This is a genomic window from Mycobacterium sp. MMS18-G62 (assembly GCF_053877835.1).
The window spans coordinates 384561-399174 of sequence record NZ_CM132662.1; the positions used below are offsets into that span (position 1 = coordinate 384561).

Below are 14614 nucleotides of genomic sequence, written 5' to 3' on the forward strand. Positions count from 1 at the left end.
GTTGTCCGCCTCGCGGCGACAATGTCGCCGCTAGCCGGGCACAACACATAGTCACCCCCCGAGGCGCGGCGCGGCCCGTCCGCTGATCAGCGGTAGGTCGAGATAGGTCGCAATGCCGGGTTCGGCCGCGCACACCGCCGGGATGGAGTTCACGCAATGCGCGGCGGTGCCGACGATGCCGTACTCCGGGCCCTCCCCGCCTATCGCGGATTGGAAGCCCTTGACGCTGATGGAGATGTCCGGGTTGCCTTGGACTTCCATTTCGTATCGCTGTCCTTCGGGCCCGAATGTCCATGCGGGATCGAGGTTTTCCTCACCCATCAACCAGTTCACCGTGACACGGACAACCACGTCGTCGCCGACGAGAGCCTCCCAGTGGAACTTGCGGGCCGCCACCTGACCAGGTTGGATGACTCCGATCGGCGAGTCGATCGCCGCGGTCGCGACGGCGATCTCCTGTGACGAGCGGATTTTCGGGTCGGCTTTGAACCCCACCTTGTCGACGATCATCTGGACCGCCTGAATGAACCCGCCGTCGAGCAGCTTCTGCATCGGCCCGCTGAGCGCCTTCTCCGGAACCTCACCAAAACCCATCACATAGCGAACAACATCGGGGGCTTCGTAGGTACGCAGGTCCGAAAACTCCTCGGCGCGAACGAATGTCACTCCAGTCGACATCGCGGAGAACATCAGCGGGAACTTCTCGCTGATGCCCCCCGGCGCGATGCCCGTGCCGTGCAGCGTCGCGTTACCCTCGACCGCCGCGTCCCGCAGCGATCCGACCTGACTCTCACTCGGGTAGAACCAGCCGAGCGGTGTCACGACGTTCTTGCCGGACCGCAGCAGAGCCGCGACCTCCTCGGGGTTAGGCAGCAGCGGCGCGTACACCACGGCGTCGGCATCCAGCGCCAGGATCTCGTCGACGTTGTTGGTGGCGACGACACCCAGCGGTTTCGTGCCGATGATCTCGCCGACGTCCTTAACGGCCTTGGTCGGCGAGTGGACCCAGCAGCCGACCAGTTCGAGCTCGGGATGCTCCAGCACGCCGTTGATCGCCGCCACCCCGACGCCGCCCGTCGCCCACTGCACCACCCGCAGACCCATGTCGCTCCTCCGCAAAACTAGAACACGTTCTACTCAGGTCTACACCACGGCGGCGGCCAGGGGGGTCACAATTGCCGGTGATGGACAAGATCGGATTCGGTGTGCTCGGCCCGTTGGAGATGACGGTCGACGGTGCCCCCGTGCCGCTGGGCACCCCCAAGCAGCGCGCTGTGCTGGCCGTTCTGGTGATGAATCGCAACAGACCGGTGGGTATCGACTCGTTGATCACCGCGGCGTGGGAGCAGTGGCCGCCGTCAGAAGCCCGCGCGAGCCTGCACTCCTACATCTCCAACCTGCGCAAGCTGCTCAGCAGCGCAGGCGCCGACCCGCGGTCCGTGCTCGTCAACGCGCCGCCGGGATACCGGCTCGCCGTCGACGACACGGCCTGCGACATCGGCCGATTCGTGATCGAAAAGTCCGCAGGCGTACAGGCTGCGGCCGCGGGCCGCTTCGAACAAGCCAGCCAGCACCTCACCACGGCGCTGGCCGAGTGGCGCGGACCTGTGCTCGAAGACCTGCGCGACTTCCAGTTCGTCGACGCGTTCGCGACGGCTCTCACCGAGGACAAGATCGTGGCGCACACTGCTCGCGCCGAGGCCGAAATCGCTTGCGGGCGTGGCTATGCCGTAATCGGCGAACTGGAAAGCCTCACAGTCGAGCATCCCTACCGTGAGCCGCTGTGGGCTCAGCTGATCACCGCCTACTATCTGGCCGAACGGCAATCCGACGCGCTGGAGGCCTATCAGCGGCTGAAGACCACGCTCGCCGACGACCTGGGCATCGACCCGGGACCGACGGTGCGCGCCCTGCACGAGCGGATCCTTCGCCAGGAGCCGCTCGACGTGAAACGGGCCGCCAAGACCACGGCAGCGCAAACGATCGTGAACATCGACCTGCGCACAGCGGTCAACGCCACATCGGCCCTCGGGAGTCTGCGCTCGGCCTCCGGCCGCGTCTACCCGCTGGCCGCGGCCGCCACGCGCATCGGCCGGCTCCCCGACAACGACATCGTGCTCGACGACCCCAACGTCAGCCGCCACCACGCCGTCATCATCGACACCGGCACCAGCTTCGTGATCACCGATCTGCGCTCGGCCAACGGAGTCGACGTGGGCAACGAACGAATTCGCGCCACCGCGACCCTGGCAGACGGTGATCACATCCGTATCTGCGACCACGAGTTCACCTTCGAGATCGCGCCGCGCGAGACGTAACCCGGCATTAGGGTGTGTTCGCTGGCAAATGCACCCGAGGAGCGATTGATGAGCGACCCCGGCCGGGAATCACGTGTGGGTTCCACGATCGGTCCGTATCACCTGAGGCGGTTGCTCGGTAAAGGCGGCATGGGCGAGGTCTACGAGGCCGAAGACACCGTCAAGGACCGCATCGTCGCGCTAAAGCTCTTGCCCGCGGCCGTATCTGATGACCCGGTGTTCCGTAAGCGGCTGCAACGCGAGGCGCACTCGGCGGGCCGACTGCAGGAACCGCACGTCGTACCGATCCACGACTACGGAGAGATCGACGGCCTGCTTTACGTCGACATGCGAATGATCGACGGGACCGATCTGCGCAAGATGCTCAAGCGATTCGGGCCGATGACGCCGGCGCGGGCGGTGGCGATCGTGCGCCAGGTCGCGTCGGCGCTGGACGCTGCGCACGAAGCCGGTGTCATGCACCGCGACGTCAAGCCGGAGAACATCATCGTCACCCGCAGCGACTTCGCGTACCTCGTCGACTTCGGCATCGCCAACGCCGCCACGGACGAGAAGCTCACCGAACTAGGCACCGCGGTGGGCACCTACGCGTACATGGCGCCGGAGCGGTTCACCAACGACGAAGTGACGTATCGCGCCGACATCTACGCATTGACGTGCGTGCTGCACGAGTGCTTGATCGGCTCGCAGCCGTTTCCTGGAGACAGCGTCAGCGTGGTCATCACGGCCCACCTGATGCAGCCGATACCGAAGCCGAGCGAGCTTCGTCCGGGAATACCGAAGGAGTTCGACGACGTCATTGCGCGGGGCATGGCCAAGAAGCCCGAGGATCGTTACGCCAGCGCCGGTGATCTCGCGCTCGCCGCCAACCAGGCGCTGACCGCCCGCGACCAGGATCAGGCCGCGACCATCCTGCAGCGCAGCGAGGCCGCCACGCTGCCGAGTTCGATTCCGGTCGAACCGCCGCCGCGGCCCATCCATCAGACGCCACCGCCGACGCCTCCGCCCACCCCGCCGCCGACTCGCCCACCCGTAGCGGCCACTCCTGCGCCGTATCCGGCCGCGCAGCCCTCGGCGTTTCACACACCGCCACCTCCGGGGAGCGGACCGCCCAGCGGGCCGATGTGGACGACGGCACCGCACCCGCCCGGCCCGCCGCGTCCCGGTAACAAGGTGCCGTGGATACCGATCGCCGCCGCGGCCGCGGTATTCGTCGTCGTGCTGGGCGCGCTGGGGATCTGGTGGCTGGTCACACCCGACGACTCCTCGCCACCCGGGCCGACGGCGAGCGCGACCACCACACAGACCACGGAGTCGGAAACCACCCGAACCCGGCCGTCCAGAACAACCGCCACCAGCGAGCCGTCGCAGTCGTTCGACTCGAAGCTGATGGCGCTGCTGCCTGCCGGCTATGGCAGCGTCGCATGCCAAGAGGTCCATCCGCCGGCCCCTGGCGCGCTGGCCACCGTCGACTGCACGGCACCGTCCACCCCTGGCGGACCGGCGAATGCCCGCTATTCGTTGTTTGCCGATCTGGCCACGCTGGACAACCACTTCGACGGCGCGATCGCCGAGAACTCCGCGCTCGTGCAATGCCCGGGCAGCGGCGTCGATTCGCCGACGACGTGGCACTACACCGATACGCCGGCGAATGTGGAGGGCCGCATCGCGTGCGGCACCTACAACAACAACCCCGACGTCACGTGGACCAAGAATTCCGACCTGCTGCTCGCCGATGCGCAGGGCCCAAACCTCGATGACCTGCACAATTGGTGGCTGAAGTACGGATGAGCGCCAATCCACTGAAGCCTTAGGTGTGGCCGCCAAGAATCTTTCAAGAATTCGCCAAGGCCGCTATCGGACTCTGATGTCAGCCCGGAAAACCCACCGGGACAAACCGACATCACAAGGAGTCCAATGTTCGCTTCGTCCCGCCTCACCAAGTTCGCAGGCACCGCGCTCGTTGCGGGTGCTCTCGGGCTGGCCGCCGTTGCTACCGCCGGCACCGCCGGCGCGCTCAGGTCGTCGGACGACGCGTTTTTGAACGAAATCAGCAGCGAAGGCATTTCGTACGACAGCCCGAAGGCCGCCATCTCAAACGCCCACTACGTCTGCAGCTCGCTCGATGACGGCGCGGATCCGGTGGGCCTGGGCCAAGAGATCCTCGACAACACGGATCTGACCACACATCAGGCCGCCGTCTTTGTCGTCGCCTCCGTGAACGCCTACTGCCCGGAGCACGCCGGCTTGTTCAAGTAGACCCCTCCAGACGCGGGGGCCCCGCTGCGGCGGCGGGGCTCCCGCACCCCAACTAGAAAACGACCATCATGACCACTTCGCACCACGACCCCACCGGACCGATGCCAGTGCCACAACCGATCTCGGCTGCCACCGCACGCCGTCGCCATGATGCAGGCGCGCTGCTCGTCGACATCCGCCCCCAGGTCGCCCGCCATCAGGGCAGCATCACCGGGGCGTTGCTCATCGATCCCGCTGCCATCGCAGACCAGGTCACCGACCGTCGTCGCGAAATCGTGGTCTGCAGCGTTTCGTCGCGGCGCGCCATCCCCGCCGCCGAGCAGCTCAGCCGGCTCGGCTACGACCGCGTCCACTACCTGTCCGGCGGATACGCCGCCTGGTCGGGCCGTCGATAGGGCATCTAGACAGTTCGCCCACTTTGTGTTTCTGTCGATCACAGAAACAGCGAAGGGACAACTGCGATGCCGAACAAGGTTTTCGTCGCCGGTGTGGGGATGACGAAGTTCGAGAAGCCTGGCCGCCGCGAGGGCTGGGACTACCCGGACATGGCGCGCGAATCAGGGACCAATGCGTTGAAGGACGCGGGCATCGACTACCGGGAGGTGGAGCAGGGCTTCGTCGGCTATGTGGCCGGCGATTCCACGTCCGGCAACCGGGCGCTGTACGAGCTCGGCATGACAGGGATCCCGATCGTCAACGTCAACAACAACTGTTCGACCGGTTCGACGGCGTTGTTCCTCGCGGCGCAGGCCGTCCGCGGCGGGCTCGTCGACTGCGCGATCGCGCTCGGCTTCGAGAAGATGCAGCCCGGCCCGCTTCAAGGCGGCGCGCAGGACCGCGAGTCGCCGATGGGCAAGCACGTCAAGGCGATGTCCGAGATCGACGAGTTCGCATTCCCGGTTGCACCGTGGATGTTCGGCGCTGCCGGCCGCGAACACATGCGCCAATACGGCACCACCGCAGAACATTTCGCGAAAATCGGTTACAAGAACCACAAGCATTCGGTGAACAACCCGTATGCCCAATTCCAGGAGGAGTATTCGCTGGACGACATCCTGGCCGCGAAGATGATCTCCGATCCGCTGACAAAGCTGCAGTGCTCGCCGACCTCCGACGGATCGGGCGCGGCGATCGTGGCCAGCGAGGCGTTCGTCGACAAGCACGGGCTGGCGGGGCAGGCGGTCGAGATCGTCGGCCAAGCAATGACAACGGATTTCGAGTCGACGTTCGACGGCAGCGCCAAGAACCTGATCGGCTACGACATGAATGTCCAAGCGGCACAGAAGGTTTACGACCAGTCCGGTCTCGGCCCTTCGGACTTCCAGGTCATCGAGCTGCACGACTGTTTCTCGGCCAACGAGCTGCTGCTGTACGAGGCGCTGGGGCTGTGCGGCGAGGGCGAAGCGCCGAAGTTGATCGACAACAACGACACCACCTACGGCGGGCGCTGGGTGGTCAACCCGTCGGGCGGGCTGATCTCCAAGGGCCACCCGCTGGGCGCGACGGGTCTTGCGCAGTGCGCGGAGTTGACGTGGCAGCTGCGCGGCACCGCCGACAAGCGTCAGGTCGACGGCGTCACCGCGGCGCTGCAGCACAACATCGGACTGGGTGGCGCGGCCGTTGTGACGGCCTATCAGCGGGCCGAACGCTAGCCGCCGTCTGCTCTCAGCAACGTTTTCGCTGCTTGCAGCGATGTATCTGTGGGGACCCCACCCGTCCAGGCACAGATAGGGGGCGCACCGATGCGTCCAACATTGATATTGGCCGTTCTGGCCACCGCAACACTCGGAGCGCTCACAGTGCCCGCGGGGCTCGCGTCAGCGGAGCAGTCACCGGTAGAGACCATCGGCTTACTGGAAGCCGAGGGATACACCGTCAACGTCGACCGCGTCGGCAGCGCGCCGCTGGCGGATTGCGTCGTGACAAGCGTCCGCAATCCTCAGACCGTCACCAAATGGATCCGGGTCAGGGACAAGCACGACAAAGACGGCAAAGACGACTTTGTGCTGGTCCCGGTGGTTGTCAGTCGATCGATTTCGGTATCGCTGGACTGCTCGCGCTGACCTGCATTTGCGGCATTGAACCGCAGCGGCCTGTGCTTCGTTGGAGACAGGGATGATTCCGCATCGCGGCGGAACGAAAAAGTTCGCTCTGGCGATAGAAGTAGAGGATCATTGACCAGGCGAACCAGGCGAAGACGGGAGGTGCGGTTATGCGGCCAAAATGGACGCTCGCCGCTTTGGCTGTGGGTGTGTGCGGGGTGATCGCCGCGCCTGCGGGCCTCGCGTCGGCAGAAGAATCAGCGCAGCAAGTGATCAGCAGGCTGCAGAGTGAGGGATACACGGTCAACATCGACCGTGTGGGCAGTGGCCCGATTGAGAACTGTGTGGTGACCAGCGTGCGCAATCCGCAGCAGGTCACGCAGTGGGTGCCCTTCAACGGCCCTGGCAGCAACAGGGACCGCGTGCTAGTTCAGGTCGTCGTCAGCCAGTCGATTTCGGTGTCTCTCAACTGCTCACAGTGAACCGTTGGCGCCCAACCTGTTTGACGGAATTTTGGCGATAGCGAAAGCCCCGGCCGGATCGCTCCGGCCGGGGCTCTGGCGCGTCAGTGCGAGCAGTCCAGCGTCACCGTAACCGTGCGGGCGACGACCACCGGGACGAAGTCCCGATCACGTCCGCCACCGATCGCCGGAACGAGTTCCGTTCGCTCCCTTGGGTTTCGCACGTTGGTAACCACGCACTGATCGAGCGGTGCGCTGCCGAAGCGGTCGATCTTCACGTCGAACCCCTGAGCTTGCAGTTGGCCGATGGTGACTGCAGCTGATTCGGCAGAGGCGAAACCTGCTGGGGCAAGGATCAACCCGCACGCCGCCGCTGCTAACGCAACTTGTGTGAGAAATACGGCACGCATGGCGGGCCTCCGTTCTTCCGTTTAGTAGGTGTCAGCCGGTTCAACGGGCGAAGGTCTGCGCGGGTTCAATGGAATTTCAATAGCTTTGAGACGTCGCCGAAACTGCGGGGAGATCGCGATCCTGTGGGAATCTGCGATCTCCCCGCAGTTTCGAGGCAAGAGAAAGGCCCGGCCGTGGGGGGGTCGGCCGGGCCTTTCCTTCGCGCGCCCTACACCGGCACAGGGATTCGCTCCTGCGGCGGCTCTTCGGCGTGCGGGGTGCGATCGTCGTCAACCATGGTGAGTTCGTCGAATGGGTCCTCTCCACCCAGAACGGCGTTCACCTTGTCGTGATCGATCGTCTTCGTCCAGGACCCGACGAGCACGGTCGCGACGGCGTTCCCGGAGAAGTTCGTCACAGCGCGGGCTTCGGACATGAACCGGTCGATGCCGACGATCAGGCCGACTCCGTCGAGCAGGTCCGGGCGGTGGCTCTGCAGGCCACCCGCCAGCGTGGCCAACCCGGCACCGGTGACACCGGCCGCGCCCTTGGAGGCGACGATCATGAACACCAGAAGTCCGATCTGCTGACCGACGGACAGCGGGCTTCCCATTGCGTCGGCGATGAACAGCGACGCCATCGTCAGGTAGATCGCGGTGCCGTCCAGGTTGAACGAATAACCGGTCGGCACAACGACACCGACGGTGCTGCGATCGACGCCGAGGTGCTCCATCTTGGCGATCAGCCTTGGCAACGCGGATTCCGACGACGAGGTCGAGAAGATCAGCAGGTACTCGCGGGCCAGATACCGCACCAGCTTGAAGATCGAGACGCCCGACACCACGCGCAGCAGCGCACCGAGCACACCGAACACGAACACCACACAGGTGATGTAGAAGGCGAGCATCAGCGTCAGCAGCTGGGTCACCGCGGACCAGCCGGTCTGGCCGACGACATTGGCGATCGCGCCGAACGCGCCGATCGGAGCCAGCCACAGAATCATCACGAGAACCTTGAAGACCAGCTTCTGCAGATGCTCGATGCCGCGCAGGATCGGCTCGCCCTGGCGACCCATCGCCTGCAGCGCGAACCCGACGAGCAGCGCAACGAACAGCGCCTGCAGCACATTGCCTTCGGTCAGCGAGGAGAACAGCGTGTCGGGGATGATGTGCTGGATGAAGTCCATGATTCCCCCGGACTCATGTGCCTTCTCGGCGAGTTCGGCGCCCTTGCTGGCCGTCTTCTCGGTGATATGCATCCCGCTGCCGGGGTGGATCAGGTTCCCGACCACCAAGCCGATCGCGAGCGCAAAGGTCGACATCACCAGGAAGTAGACGAACGCCAGACCGCCGACCTTGCCGACGGTGGCGGCTTTACGCACCGAGCCGATGCCGAGCACGATCGTGCAGAAGATGACCGGCACGATCATCATCTTGATCAGGCTGACGAACATCGTGCCGAGCACGCCGACGCTCTTGCCGACGTCGGGGGCGATGAGGCCGACGGCGATGCCGGCGAGCACCGCAACGATGACGGCGATGTAGAGCCAATGGGTGCGGTCGCGGCGCCGCGGCGGCTCCGTTACCGGCGCCCTGTCCGTAGTGGTCATGGCTGTTCCTCCAAGTCGAGATCCAAAAGTGGTCTGCAAGGATGGTCTGCGAGGACGTGAGCCAGGTCACGTTTTAGTTCATTACGTTCAGGAGCAACGGGTTGAACAGGTGGTGGCCCCGATCGCTGGCCGGCCAGGCGATCGCCCTGCAGATCCTGGTGATCGCGGTGGTGGTGCTTGTCGGTAGCGCGCTGGCGCTGTTCGACGCCCGCAGCGACGGCGACGCCGCCGCGCGCCAGCAGGTGCTCGGCATCGCCACGGCGCTGGCCGACTCTCCGTCGACGGCCGCTGCGATCCAATCCGGAAGGGCGACCGAGACTTTGCAACCGGTCACCGAGGCGGTTCGCAAGAACACCGACATCGCGTTCATCACGATCATGGCGCCCGACCGGACGCGGTTCACTCACACCGACCCGAATCAGATCGGCGGCAAGTACATCGGCACCATCGAGCCGGCGCTGCGCGGTGAGACGTTCACCGAGGTGTACACCGGAACCCTGGGGCCGTCGATCCGCGCCGTGGCCCCGGTCCGCGACCAGACGGGCCGCATCGTCGGGCTCGTCTCCGCCGGCATCCTTCAGAAGAGCCTGGCCGAACGTTGGCGCTCCCAAGTGCCCATCATCGCGGCGGTAAGCCTCGGCGCCTTGGCCGTTGCGCTGGCTGGCGTGTGGGCGATCCGGCGTCGGCTGCTGCGCCAGACGCGCGGGCTGCGTCCCGACGAACTGCGCGTGATGTACGAGCATCACGACGCGATCCTGCATTCGGTGTCCGAGGGACTCATCGTGGTCGACCGCAATGGCGTGCCGTTGGTCAACGACGAGGCGCGCCGGTTGCTTTCACTGCCTGCCGGGCCGGTCGAGCGATCCGATCTACCCGAGTTCCTGCGCACCTACAATCCGGGAGCCCGCGACGAGGTGCACGTGACCGACGACCGCGTACTGGTGGTCAACCGCTCCCCCGTCGAGGATGCGCCACCCGAGTCCGAAGTCGTCACGATCCGCGACCGCACCGAATTGCAGGGCGCACTAGGCGAACTCAGCTCGCTGAAGGTGCTGACCGACACGCTGCGCTCACAGGCACACGAGGCGGCCAACAAGCTGCACACGATCGTCACGATGGTCGAGATGGGCCGCGCCGACGAGGCGGTGACGTTCGCGACGAACGAGCTCGAGCTGTCCCAGCGGCTCGTCGATCGGCTGTCGAGCGCCGTGAGCGAACCCGCACTGGTCGCGCTGCTACTGGGCAAGACGGCCCAGGCCGACGAGCGTGGCATCGAGTTGACCGTCACCGAGGACACCCATCTCCCGGCGAACGTCGACGACGTGCCGCTGACGGGCCAGGAGATGGTCACCGTGCTCGGCAATCTGATCGACAACGCGATGGACGCGTGCGATCGCGAGGATCCGTGGGTCGAGGTGACGGTGAGCCAGGACGACGGCACGCTGCTGATGCGGGTGGCCGACAGCGGGCCGGGCATGGATGCCAGCACTTTCGAAAAGGCGATGCAGCGTGGCTTTTCGACGAAGGGCTCCGATCCCGAACAGCACGGCCTGGGGCTGGCGTTGGTGGCGCAGGTGGTCAAGCGGCACAACGGCACACTGTCTGCCGACGTGACGTACGGGTCGGTGGTCACTGTGACGGTGAAATCATGATCAGCGTCTTGATCGTCGAGGACGAACCGTTGATCGCCGAGGCGCATCGCACCTATCTCGGTCGGCTGCCTGGCTTTTCGGTGACGGCCGTGGCGCACACCGCCCGTGACGCGATGCGCGCTGCGTCGGAGGCGGCCGCGGATGAAACACCGATTGACTTGGTATTGCTGGATATCGGGCTGCCCGATGCAAACGGCATCGCGCTGGCGTCCGGACTGTCCGGCCTGCGTCCCGCGCCGGACATCATCGCGATCACCTCCGAGCGCGACCTGGAGATGGTGCGGGCGGCGGTAGGCCACGGGGCGCTGGCGTATCTGCTCAAGCCGTTCACCTTCGCGGCGTTTCGCGATCGGCTGGAGCGCTATCAACGCTACCGCGAAGCGCTGCCGGCAGGCACCGATGCGGCCAGCCAGGCAGAGGTGGATCGCGCCCTGTCCGAATTGCGTGTCGGCACAGACAGATCCGCGGCCCCGAAGGGCGCCGCGCCGGGCACCAACGACGAGATCGCCCGCGCCGTCCGGGATTCGGCCGACGGGATCACCGCCGACGCGGTGGCCAAGCAGGTCGGGGTGTCACGTGTGACGGCTTGGCGCTATCTGGAGCGGCTCGCCGAGGAGGGCACGGTCAGCCGCCACACCGACTACGGCAAGGCGGGCCGGCCGAAGACCCGCTATCAGTGGCGCTAATCTCTTTCCGCGAGCAGTCGCAAATGGCTCCAAAGTTTCGGCGTGTCGGGGACTTTTGCGTCTGTTCGCGCTGAAGGCGATGACCGCCGCAGCGGCGACGATCGCTACACCGCCGAGCGCCTGGGCCGCTGAAATTCCCTCGCCGAGAACGCCAGCGGCCAGCACGACGGCTGACCCCGCTTCGAGCGTCGACACGACGGCCGTGTGGCTGGCACCGATGCGAGCCAACGCCGCGAACGTGAGTCCGAATGCGGCAGCGGTGGCTAAGCCGTAGCCGACGATCTGCAAGAGATGGCCGCTCGGAATATGCAGAGTGCCGCCGATGAGCCCACGGAGGGCCGACGACGTCGACGCGCCCGCCGCGACCCAGCATGCGGTGGTCATGGCATCACCGCGGCCACCGATGCCGCGGCCGACGACGAGATAGAGCGCATAGGCTGTCGCGGCCGACAATGCGAGCACGATGCCGACGACCGAGATCGACACGTCCCGGCCGATCGCCACGACAATCGTCGTACCCGCGATGGACAGCAACAGCGCGACCGCCGTGGCAATGGTCAATTGCATTCGGCCACGGAAGTATTCGATCCCAGTGACGATCGCCGGATAGGCGTAGAACAGCAGGATGCACGCGGCAGCAGAGCCATGCCCGAGCGACATGTAGAACAGCGTGGACTCCAGGGCGTAGCCGACTGCGCCAAGCAGGAAGGTCGGCAGCCTGTCGCCAGATCGCGGGCGCATCGAGGCTCCGCGCAGCCGCAGCAATACCGCGAGAACCGCTGCCGCGATGGCGAACCGGATGCCGAGCGCCGTTGCGGAGTCGACGCCCGAGCTGGCCAGCGCGCGGCCGATGACGGTAGCGACGCCGTAGCAGATGGCGCCCGCCGCGGCCAGGCCGACGCCAGCCAGCGGGCGGTCAGGCCGCGACGCGTTCATCGATCACATCGGCGATTGCGGCCGCGAATCGGTCACGTTCATCGTGGCGGGGCGCCACGATGCGCAGCGCATCGGGCCATACACCGTGTGCCGCACCAAGGATGCGCACCCCGATGCCGTGGCGCCGCAGGACGTCGGCGACCTCGCGCGACTGTTCACAGAACGCGTACTGGAAGTGCACATTCTTGTTGGCCTGAAGGTCGAGACCCGCTACCCGGGACAGGTTTTCGGCCAGCCAGGCGTTATCGACATGCATCTGCGTTCTGGAGCGGTCCGACCATTCGACACTGCGCACCGCCGCGCATGCCACTCGCACATCCACGCCGGACAGGCCCCAGTTCTCCTGCTGCCCGAAAAGGCATGCCAGCGGCTCGGGTTCGGCGCACCATGCGATGCCGGTGCGGGTTGCCGCTATCCCGTAGAACTTCGTCGTCGAACGCAGCACGACGACATTGGGTAGCTCGCAGCCGATGATCGACCAGCCACACGGGTCCGGTGTGAAGTCGATGTAGGACTCGTCGACAACCAGAGTCGCGGCGGGATGGGCGGCGGCGACGGAGATCAACCCGTCGGCGTCGAGATACGCGCCTGTCGGATTGTGCGGATTCGAGATGATCACCACGCCTGCGGCGTTGAGGGCGGCATCGATCTGGTCAAGCGACGGGAGTTGCACGCCACTGGGATTGAAACCGCGGCCGGGAAAGGCTTTGAGGTAGTCGGTGTAAGCGGGCGTCGGCACTTGTATCGATGCGTGATCGAGCTCGCGGCCCATCGCCCAGATGAACTCACTGGCCCCGCGGCCGGCGATCATCTGGCCGTGGGCCACTCCCGTTGCCTCGCGGTACAACTCGACAAGCTGCGGGCCGGCGTCGTAGGGATGCAACAGGATGTCGGCGGGCTCGATCGAGTGCAGCGCGGCGATGGCCGCTGGCGGTGGGCCGTAGCGATTGACACAGGTGCTGAGGTCCATGTCGACGCCGCGGCTCGGATCACCGCCCTGCGCACCGAAATCGAGCGCTGACAGGTCGGTCCTGATCGCGGCGGGCATGGTGTTCTCCTGGTCTGCGCATGTTGACGATTTGCGCTAGTGACCGTAGGAAGAACGACCGCGCCGGCACACGAGTAGTTCACTACCCGTTTGTCTGCGCGTAACGCGCAGCCGGTGTGTCAGACGGTTGCTGGCTCCAGCTTGCGCTGCTCGGGCAACGCAATCGGATCGGTGGCCATGAGCTGCGAGTACAGCAGCGGCAGCGCCGAGTCGACCGAGAACGCGGTGACTTCGCCGGCGTAGTCGGCCACATAGAGCCGATCACCGTGGGAATCGACTGTGACGCAAGACGGCCGCGCGCCGACGGTGACGGTGTTGACGACCTCGAGGCTGAGTGTGCACAGCACCGCGACGTGGTCGTAGTCGACGATGTAGGCGCGGGTCTTGTCAGGGCTCAGCGCCATTTGGGTGGGTGCACCGACGCCGAGATCCACGGTATCGGTGATCCGGTTGAGCGGCAGGTCGATCACGCTGACGGCGCCACCGCGGACTCGGTCGGACGTGAGGACGTAGGCGGTGCCATCGGCGAAGGCGATATCGCGGATCGGCGCCCCGACCGGGACCGTGCGGTCCACGCGGGCGGTTTCGGCGTCGATGAGGACGAGTTGGCTGCCAAGGACGTCGGTGGTCGCGACGTACAGGCGCTTACCGGTCGGGTCGACGTCGATGGCGTCGATGCCGATGCCTGCACCAGTGGCGACGTCGATCGTGCCGACGCGCTCAGCAGTGGTGTCGATGACCGCGATGTCGACACGGTCATGCCCGGTGCGGCCGGCGTAGACGCGCTTGCCGTCGGGGCTGATGGCCATCGCGGTGACGCTGAAGGCCAGCGGGTAGGTCGCGACGACGGTCCTGGTGTCGAGGTCGATCACCGAGATGCCGTCGTAGTTGTCGGACGACGTGCTGATGTATGCGCGGTCGCGGGAGACGACGACCGCGAACGGCTCGCCCTCCACGGCGACATTCCGCTCGACGGCAAGCGTCTCGGCCTTGAGGAAAGAAACGCTGTCGTTGCCGTAGTTCGTGACGATCACAGCGGCGTCTCCGCTGGCGATATCGCCGATCGGCCCGCGGCGGACCGCACCGCTGCCAACGGCGGTGACGTCCGGATCAATCTGATCCTCGTTAGTCACATGCGAACCACTAGTGCGCTTTGGCATCAAAAAGTTTGCCATCTTCATCGGTACCTCCACCGGTTTGGCGTGCACCGGCC

At 65.7% G+C, this 14614-nt stretch carries 15 protein-coding genes; 9 read left to right on the top strand and 6 right to left on the bottom strand.

All coding sequences use genetic code 11. The annotated features are described in order from the left end of the window. Nucleotides 1-51: 51 nt before the first annotated feature. Nucleotides 52-1104 carry an NAD(P)H-dependent amine dehydrogenase family protein gene (locus ACWW36_RS01895; RefSeq protein WP_456139925.1) on the bottom strand — a complete coding sequence of 351 codons (1053 nt, stop codon included), beginning with the start codon at nt 1102-1104 and terminating at the stop codon, nt 52-54. Between the two features lie 80 nt (nt 1105-1184). On the opposite strand from ACWW36_RS01895, the gene ACWW36_RS01900 reads away from it, so the two are divergent. From ACWW36_RS01900 to ACWW36_RS01930, 7 genes are all read left to right on the top strand, one after another. After that, nucleotides 1185-2318, top strand: a complete 1134-nt coding sequence (locus ACWW36_RS01900; RefSeq protein WP_456139926.1) for a BTAD domain-containing putative transcriptional regulator — start codon at nt 1185-1187, stop codon at nt 2316-2318. A 48-nt stretch (nt 2319-2366) separates the two neighbouring features. Continuing rightward, entirely contained in the window at nt 2367-4109 is a 1743-nt protein-coding gene (locus tag ACWW36_RS01905; RefSeq protein ID WP_456139927.1) for a serine/threonine-protein kinase, read from the top strand. 126 nt (nt 4110-4235) lie between these two features. Next, on the top strand, nt 4236-4577 hold the full coding sequence (locus ACWW36_RS01910) for a DUF732 domain-containing protein (protein WP_456139928.1): 342 nt from the start codon (nt 4236-4238) through the stop codon (nt 4575-4577). Nucleotides 4578-4645: 68 nt separating this feature from the next. After that, nucleotides 4646-4972: a rhodanese-like domain-containing protein gene (locus tag ACWW36_RS01915; protein ID WP_456139929.1), complete on the top strand. Its 327-nt coding sequence runs from the start codon at nt 4646-4648 to the stop codon at nt 4970-4972. Between the two features lie 66 nt (nt 4973-5038). Beyond that, complete coding sequence (locus ACWW36_RS01920; protein ID WP_456139930.1) at nt 5039-6229, top strand: lipid-transfer protein; 1191 nt, start codon at nt 5039-5041, stop codon at nt 6227-6229. Nucleotides 6230-6319: 90 nt separating this feature from the next. Next, the gene (locus tag ACWW36_RS01925) at nt 6320-6640 is read left to right on the top strand and encodes a hypothetical protein (RefSeq protein ID WP_456139931.1); all 321 of its coding nucleotides are present in this window, start codon (nt 6320-6322) and stop codon (nt 6638-6640) included. Between the two features lie 149 nt (nt 6641-6789). Beyond that, nucleotides 6790-7101, top strand: coding sequence for a hypothetical protein (locus tag ACWW36_RS01930; protein WP_456139932.1), 312 nt, complete (start codon nt 6790-6792; stop codon nt 7099-7101). A gap of 83 nt (nt 7102-7184) precedes the next feature. Here ACWW36_RS01930 and ACWW36_RS01935 read toward each other — a convergent pair whose 3' ends face one another. Together ACWW36_RS01935 and ACWW36_RS01940 are read right to left on the bottom strand one after the other, a co-directional pair. Continuing rightward, nucleotides 7185-7490: a hypothetical protein gene (locus ACWW36_RS01935; protein ID WP_456139933.1), complete on the bottom strand. Its 306-nt coding sequence runs from the start codon at nt 7488-7490 to the stop codon at nt 7185-7187. A 209-nt stretch (nt 7491-7699) separates the two neighbouring features. Continuing rightward, nucleotides 7700-9079, bottom strand: coding sequence for a cation:dicarboxylate symporter family transporter (locus ACWW36_RS01940; protein WP_456139934.1), 1380 nt, complete (start codon nt 9077-9079; stop codon nt 7700-7702). Nucleotides 9080-9180: 101 nt separating this feature from the next. On the opposite strand from ACWW36_RS01940, the gene ACWW36_RS01945 reads away from it, so the two are divergent. Together ACWW36_RS01945 and ACWW36_RS01950 are read left to right on the top strand one after the other, a co-directional pair. Further along, entirely contained in the window at nt 9181-10731 is a 1551-nt protein-coding gene (locus tag ACWW36_RS01945) for a sensor histidine kinase (protein ID WP_456139935.1), read from the top strand. Further along, nucleotides 10728-11417, top strand: coding sequence for a response regulator (locus tag ACWW36_RS01950; RefSeq protein WP_456139936.1), 690 nt, complete (start codon nt 10728-10730; stop codon nt 11415-11417). The genes ACWW36_RS01945 and ACWW36_RS01950 overlap by 4 nt, the downstream gene beginning before the upstream one ends. Here the strand turns inward: ACWW36_RS01950 and ACWW36_RS01955 are convergent. From ACWW36_RS01955 to ACWW36_RS01965, 3 genes are all read right to left on the bottom strand, one after another. Next, nucleotides 11304-12353: a DMT family transporter gene (locus tag ACWW36_RS01955; protein WP_456139937.1), complete on the bottom strand. Its 1050-nt coding sequence runs from the start codon at nt 12351-12353 to the stop codon at nt 11304-11306. The two genes, ACWW36_RS01950 and ACWW36_RS01955, sit on opposite strands and share 114 nt — an antisense overlap. Then, on the bottom strand, nt 12334-13401 hold the full coding sequence (locus ACWW36_RS01960) for an aminotransferase class I/II-fold pyridoxal phosphate-dependent enzyme (protein ID WP_456139938.1): 1068 nt from the start codon (nt 13399-13401) through the stop codon (nt 12334-12336). The genes ACWW36_RS01955 and ACWW36_RS01960 overlap by 20 nt, the downstream gene beginning before the upstream one ends. A 119-nt stretch (nt 13402-13520) precedes the next feature. Then, on the bottom strand, nt 13521-14582 hold the full coding sequence (locus tag ACWW36_RS01965; RefSeq protein WP_456139939.1) for a hypothetical protein: 1062 nt from the start codon (nt 14580-14582) through the stop codon (nt 13521-13523). Nucleotides 14583-14614 lie beyond the last annotated feature (32 nt).

Coding starts and splice junctions, on each gene's coding strand:
- ACWW36_RS01895 (WP_456139925.1), bottom strand. CDS start 1,104: ATGGGTCTGCGGGTGGTGCAGTGGGCGACGGGCGGCGTCGGGGTGGCG.
- ACWW36_RS01900 (WP_456139926.1), top strand. CDS start 1,185: ATGGACAAGATCGGATTCGGTGTGCTCGGCCCGTTGGAGATGACGGTC.
- ACWW36_RS01905 (WP_456139927.1), top strand. CDS start 2,367: ATGAGCGACCCCGGCCGGGAATCACGTGTGGGTTCCACGATCGGTCCG.
- ACWW36_RS01910 (WP_456139928.1), top strand. CDS start 4,236: ATGTTCGCTTCGTCCCGCCTCACCAAGTTCGCAGGCACCGCGCTCGTT.
- ACWW36_RS01915 (WP_456139929.1), top strand. CDS start 4,646: ATGACCACTTCGCACCACGACCCCACCGGACCGATGCCAGTGCCACAA.
- ACWW36_RS01920 (WP_456139930.1), top strand. CDS start 5,039: ATGCCGAACAAGGTTTTCGTCGCCGGTGTGGGGATGACGAAGTTCGAG.
- ACWW36_RS01925 (WP_456139931.1), top strand. CDS start 6,320: ATGCGTCCAACATTGATATTGGCCGTTCTGGCCACCGCAACACTCGGA.
- ACWW36_RS01930 (WP_456139932.1), top strand. CDS start 6,790: ATGCGGCCAAAATGGACGCTCGCCGCTTTGGCTGTGGGTGTGTGCGGG.
- ACWW36_RS01935 (WP_456139933.1), bottom strand. CDS start 7,490: ATGCGTGCCGTATTTCTCACACAAGTTGCGTTAGCAGCGGCGGCGTGC.
- ACWW36_RS01940 (WP_456139934.1), bottom strand. CDS start 9,079: ATGACCACTACGGACAGGGCGCCGGTAACGGAGCCGCCGCGGCGCCGC.
- ACWW36_RS01950 (WP_456139936.1), top strand. CDS start 10,728: ATGATCAGCGTCTTGATCGTCGAGGACGAACCGTTGATCGCCGAGGCG.
- ACWW36_RS01955 (WP_456139937.1), bottom strand. CDS start 12,353: ATGAACGCGTCGCGGCCTGACCGCCCGCTGGCTGGCGTCGGCCTGGCC.
- ACWW36_RS01960 (WP_456139938.1), bottom strand. CDS start 13,401: ATGCCCGCCGCGATCAGGACCGACCTGTCAGCGCTCGATTTCGGTGCG.
- ACWW36_RS01965 (WP_456139939.1), bottom strand. CDS start 14,582: ATGAAGATGGCAAACTTTTTGATGCCAAAGCGCACTAGTGGTTCGCAT.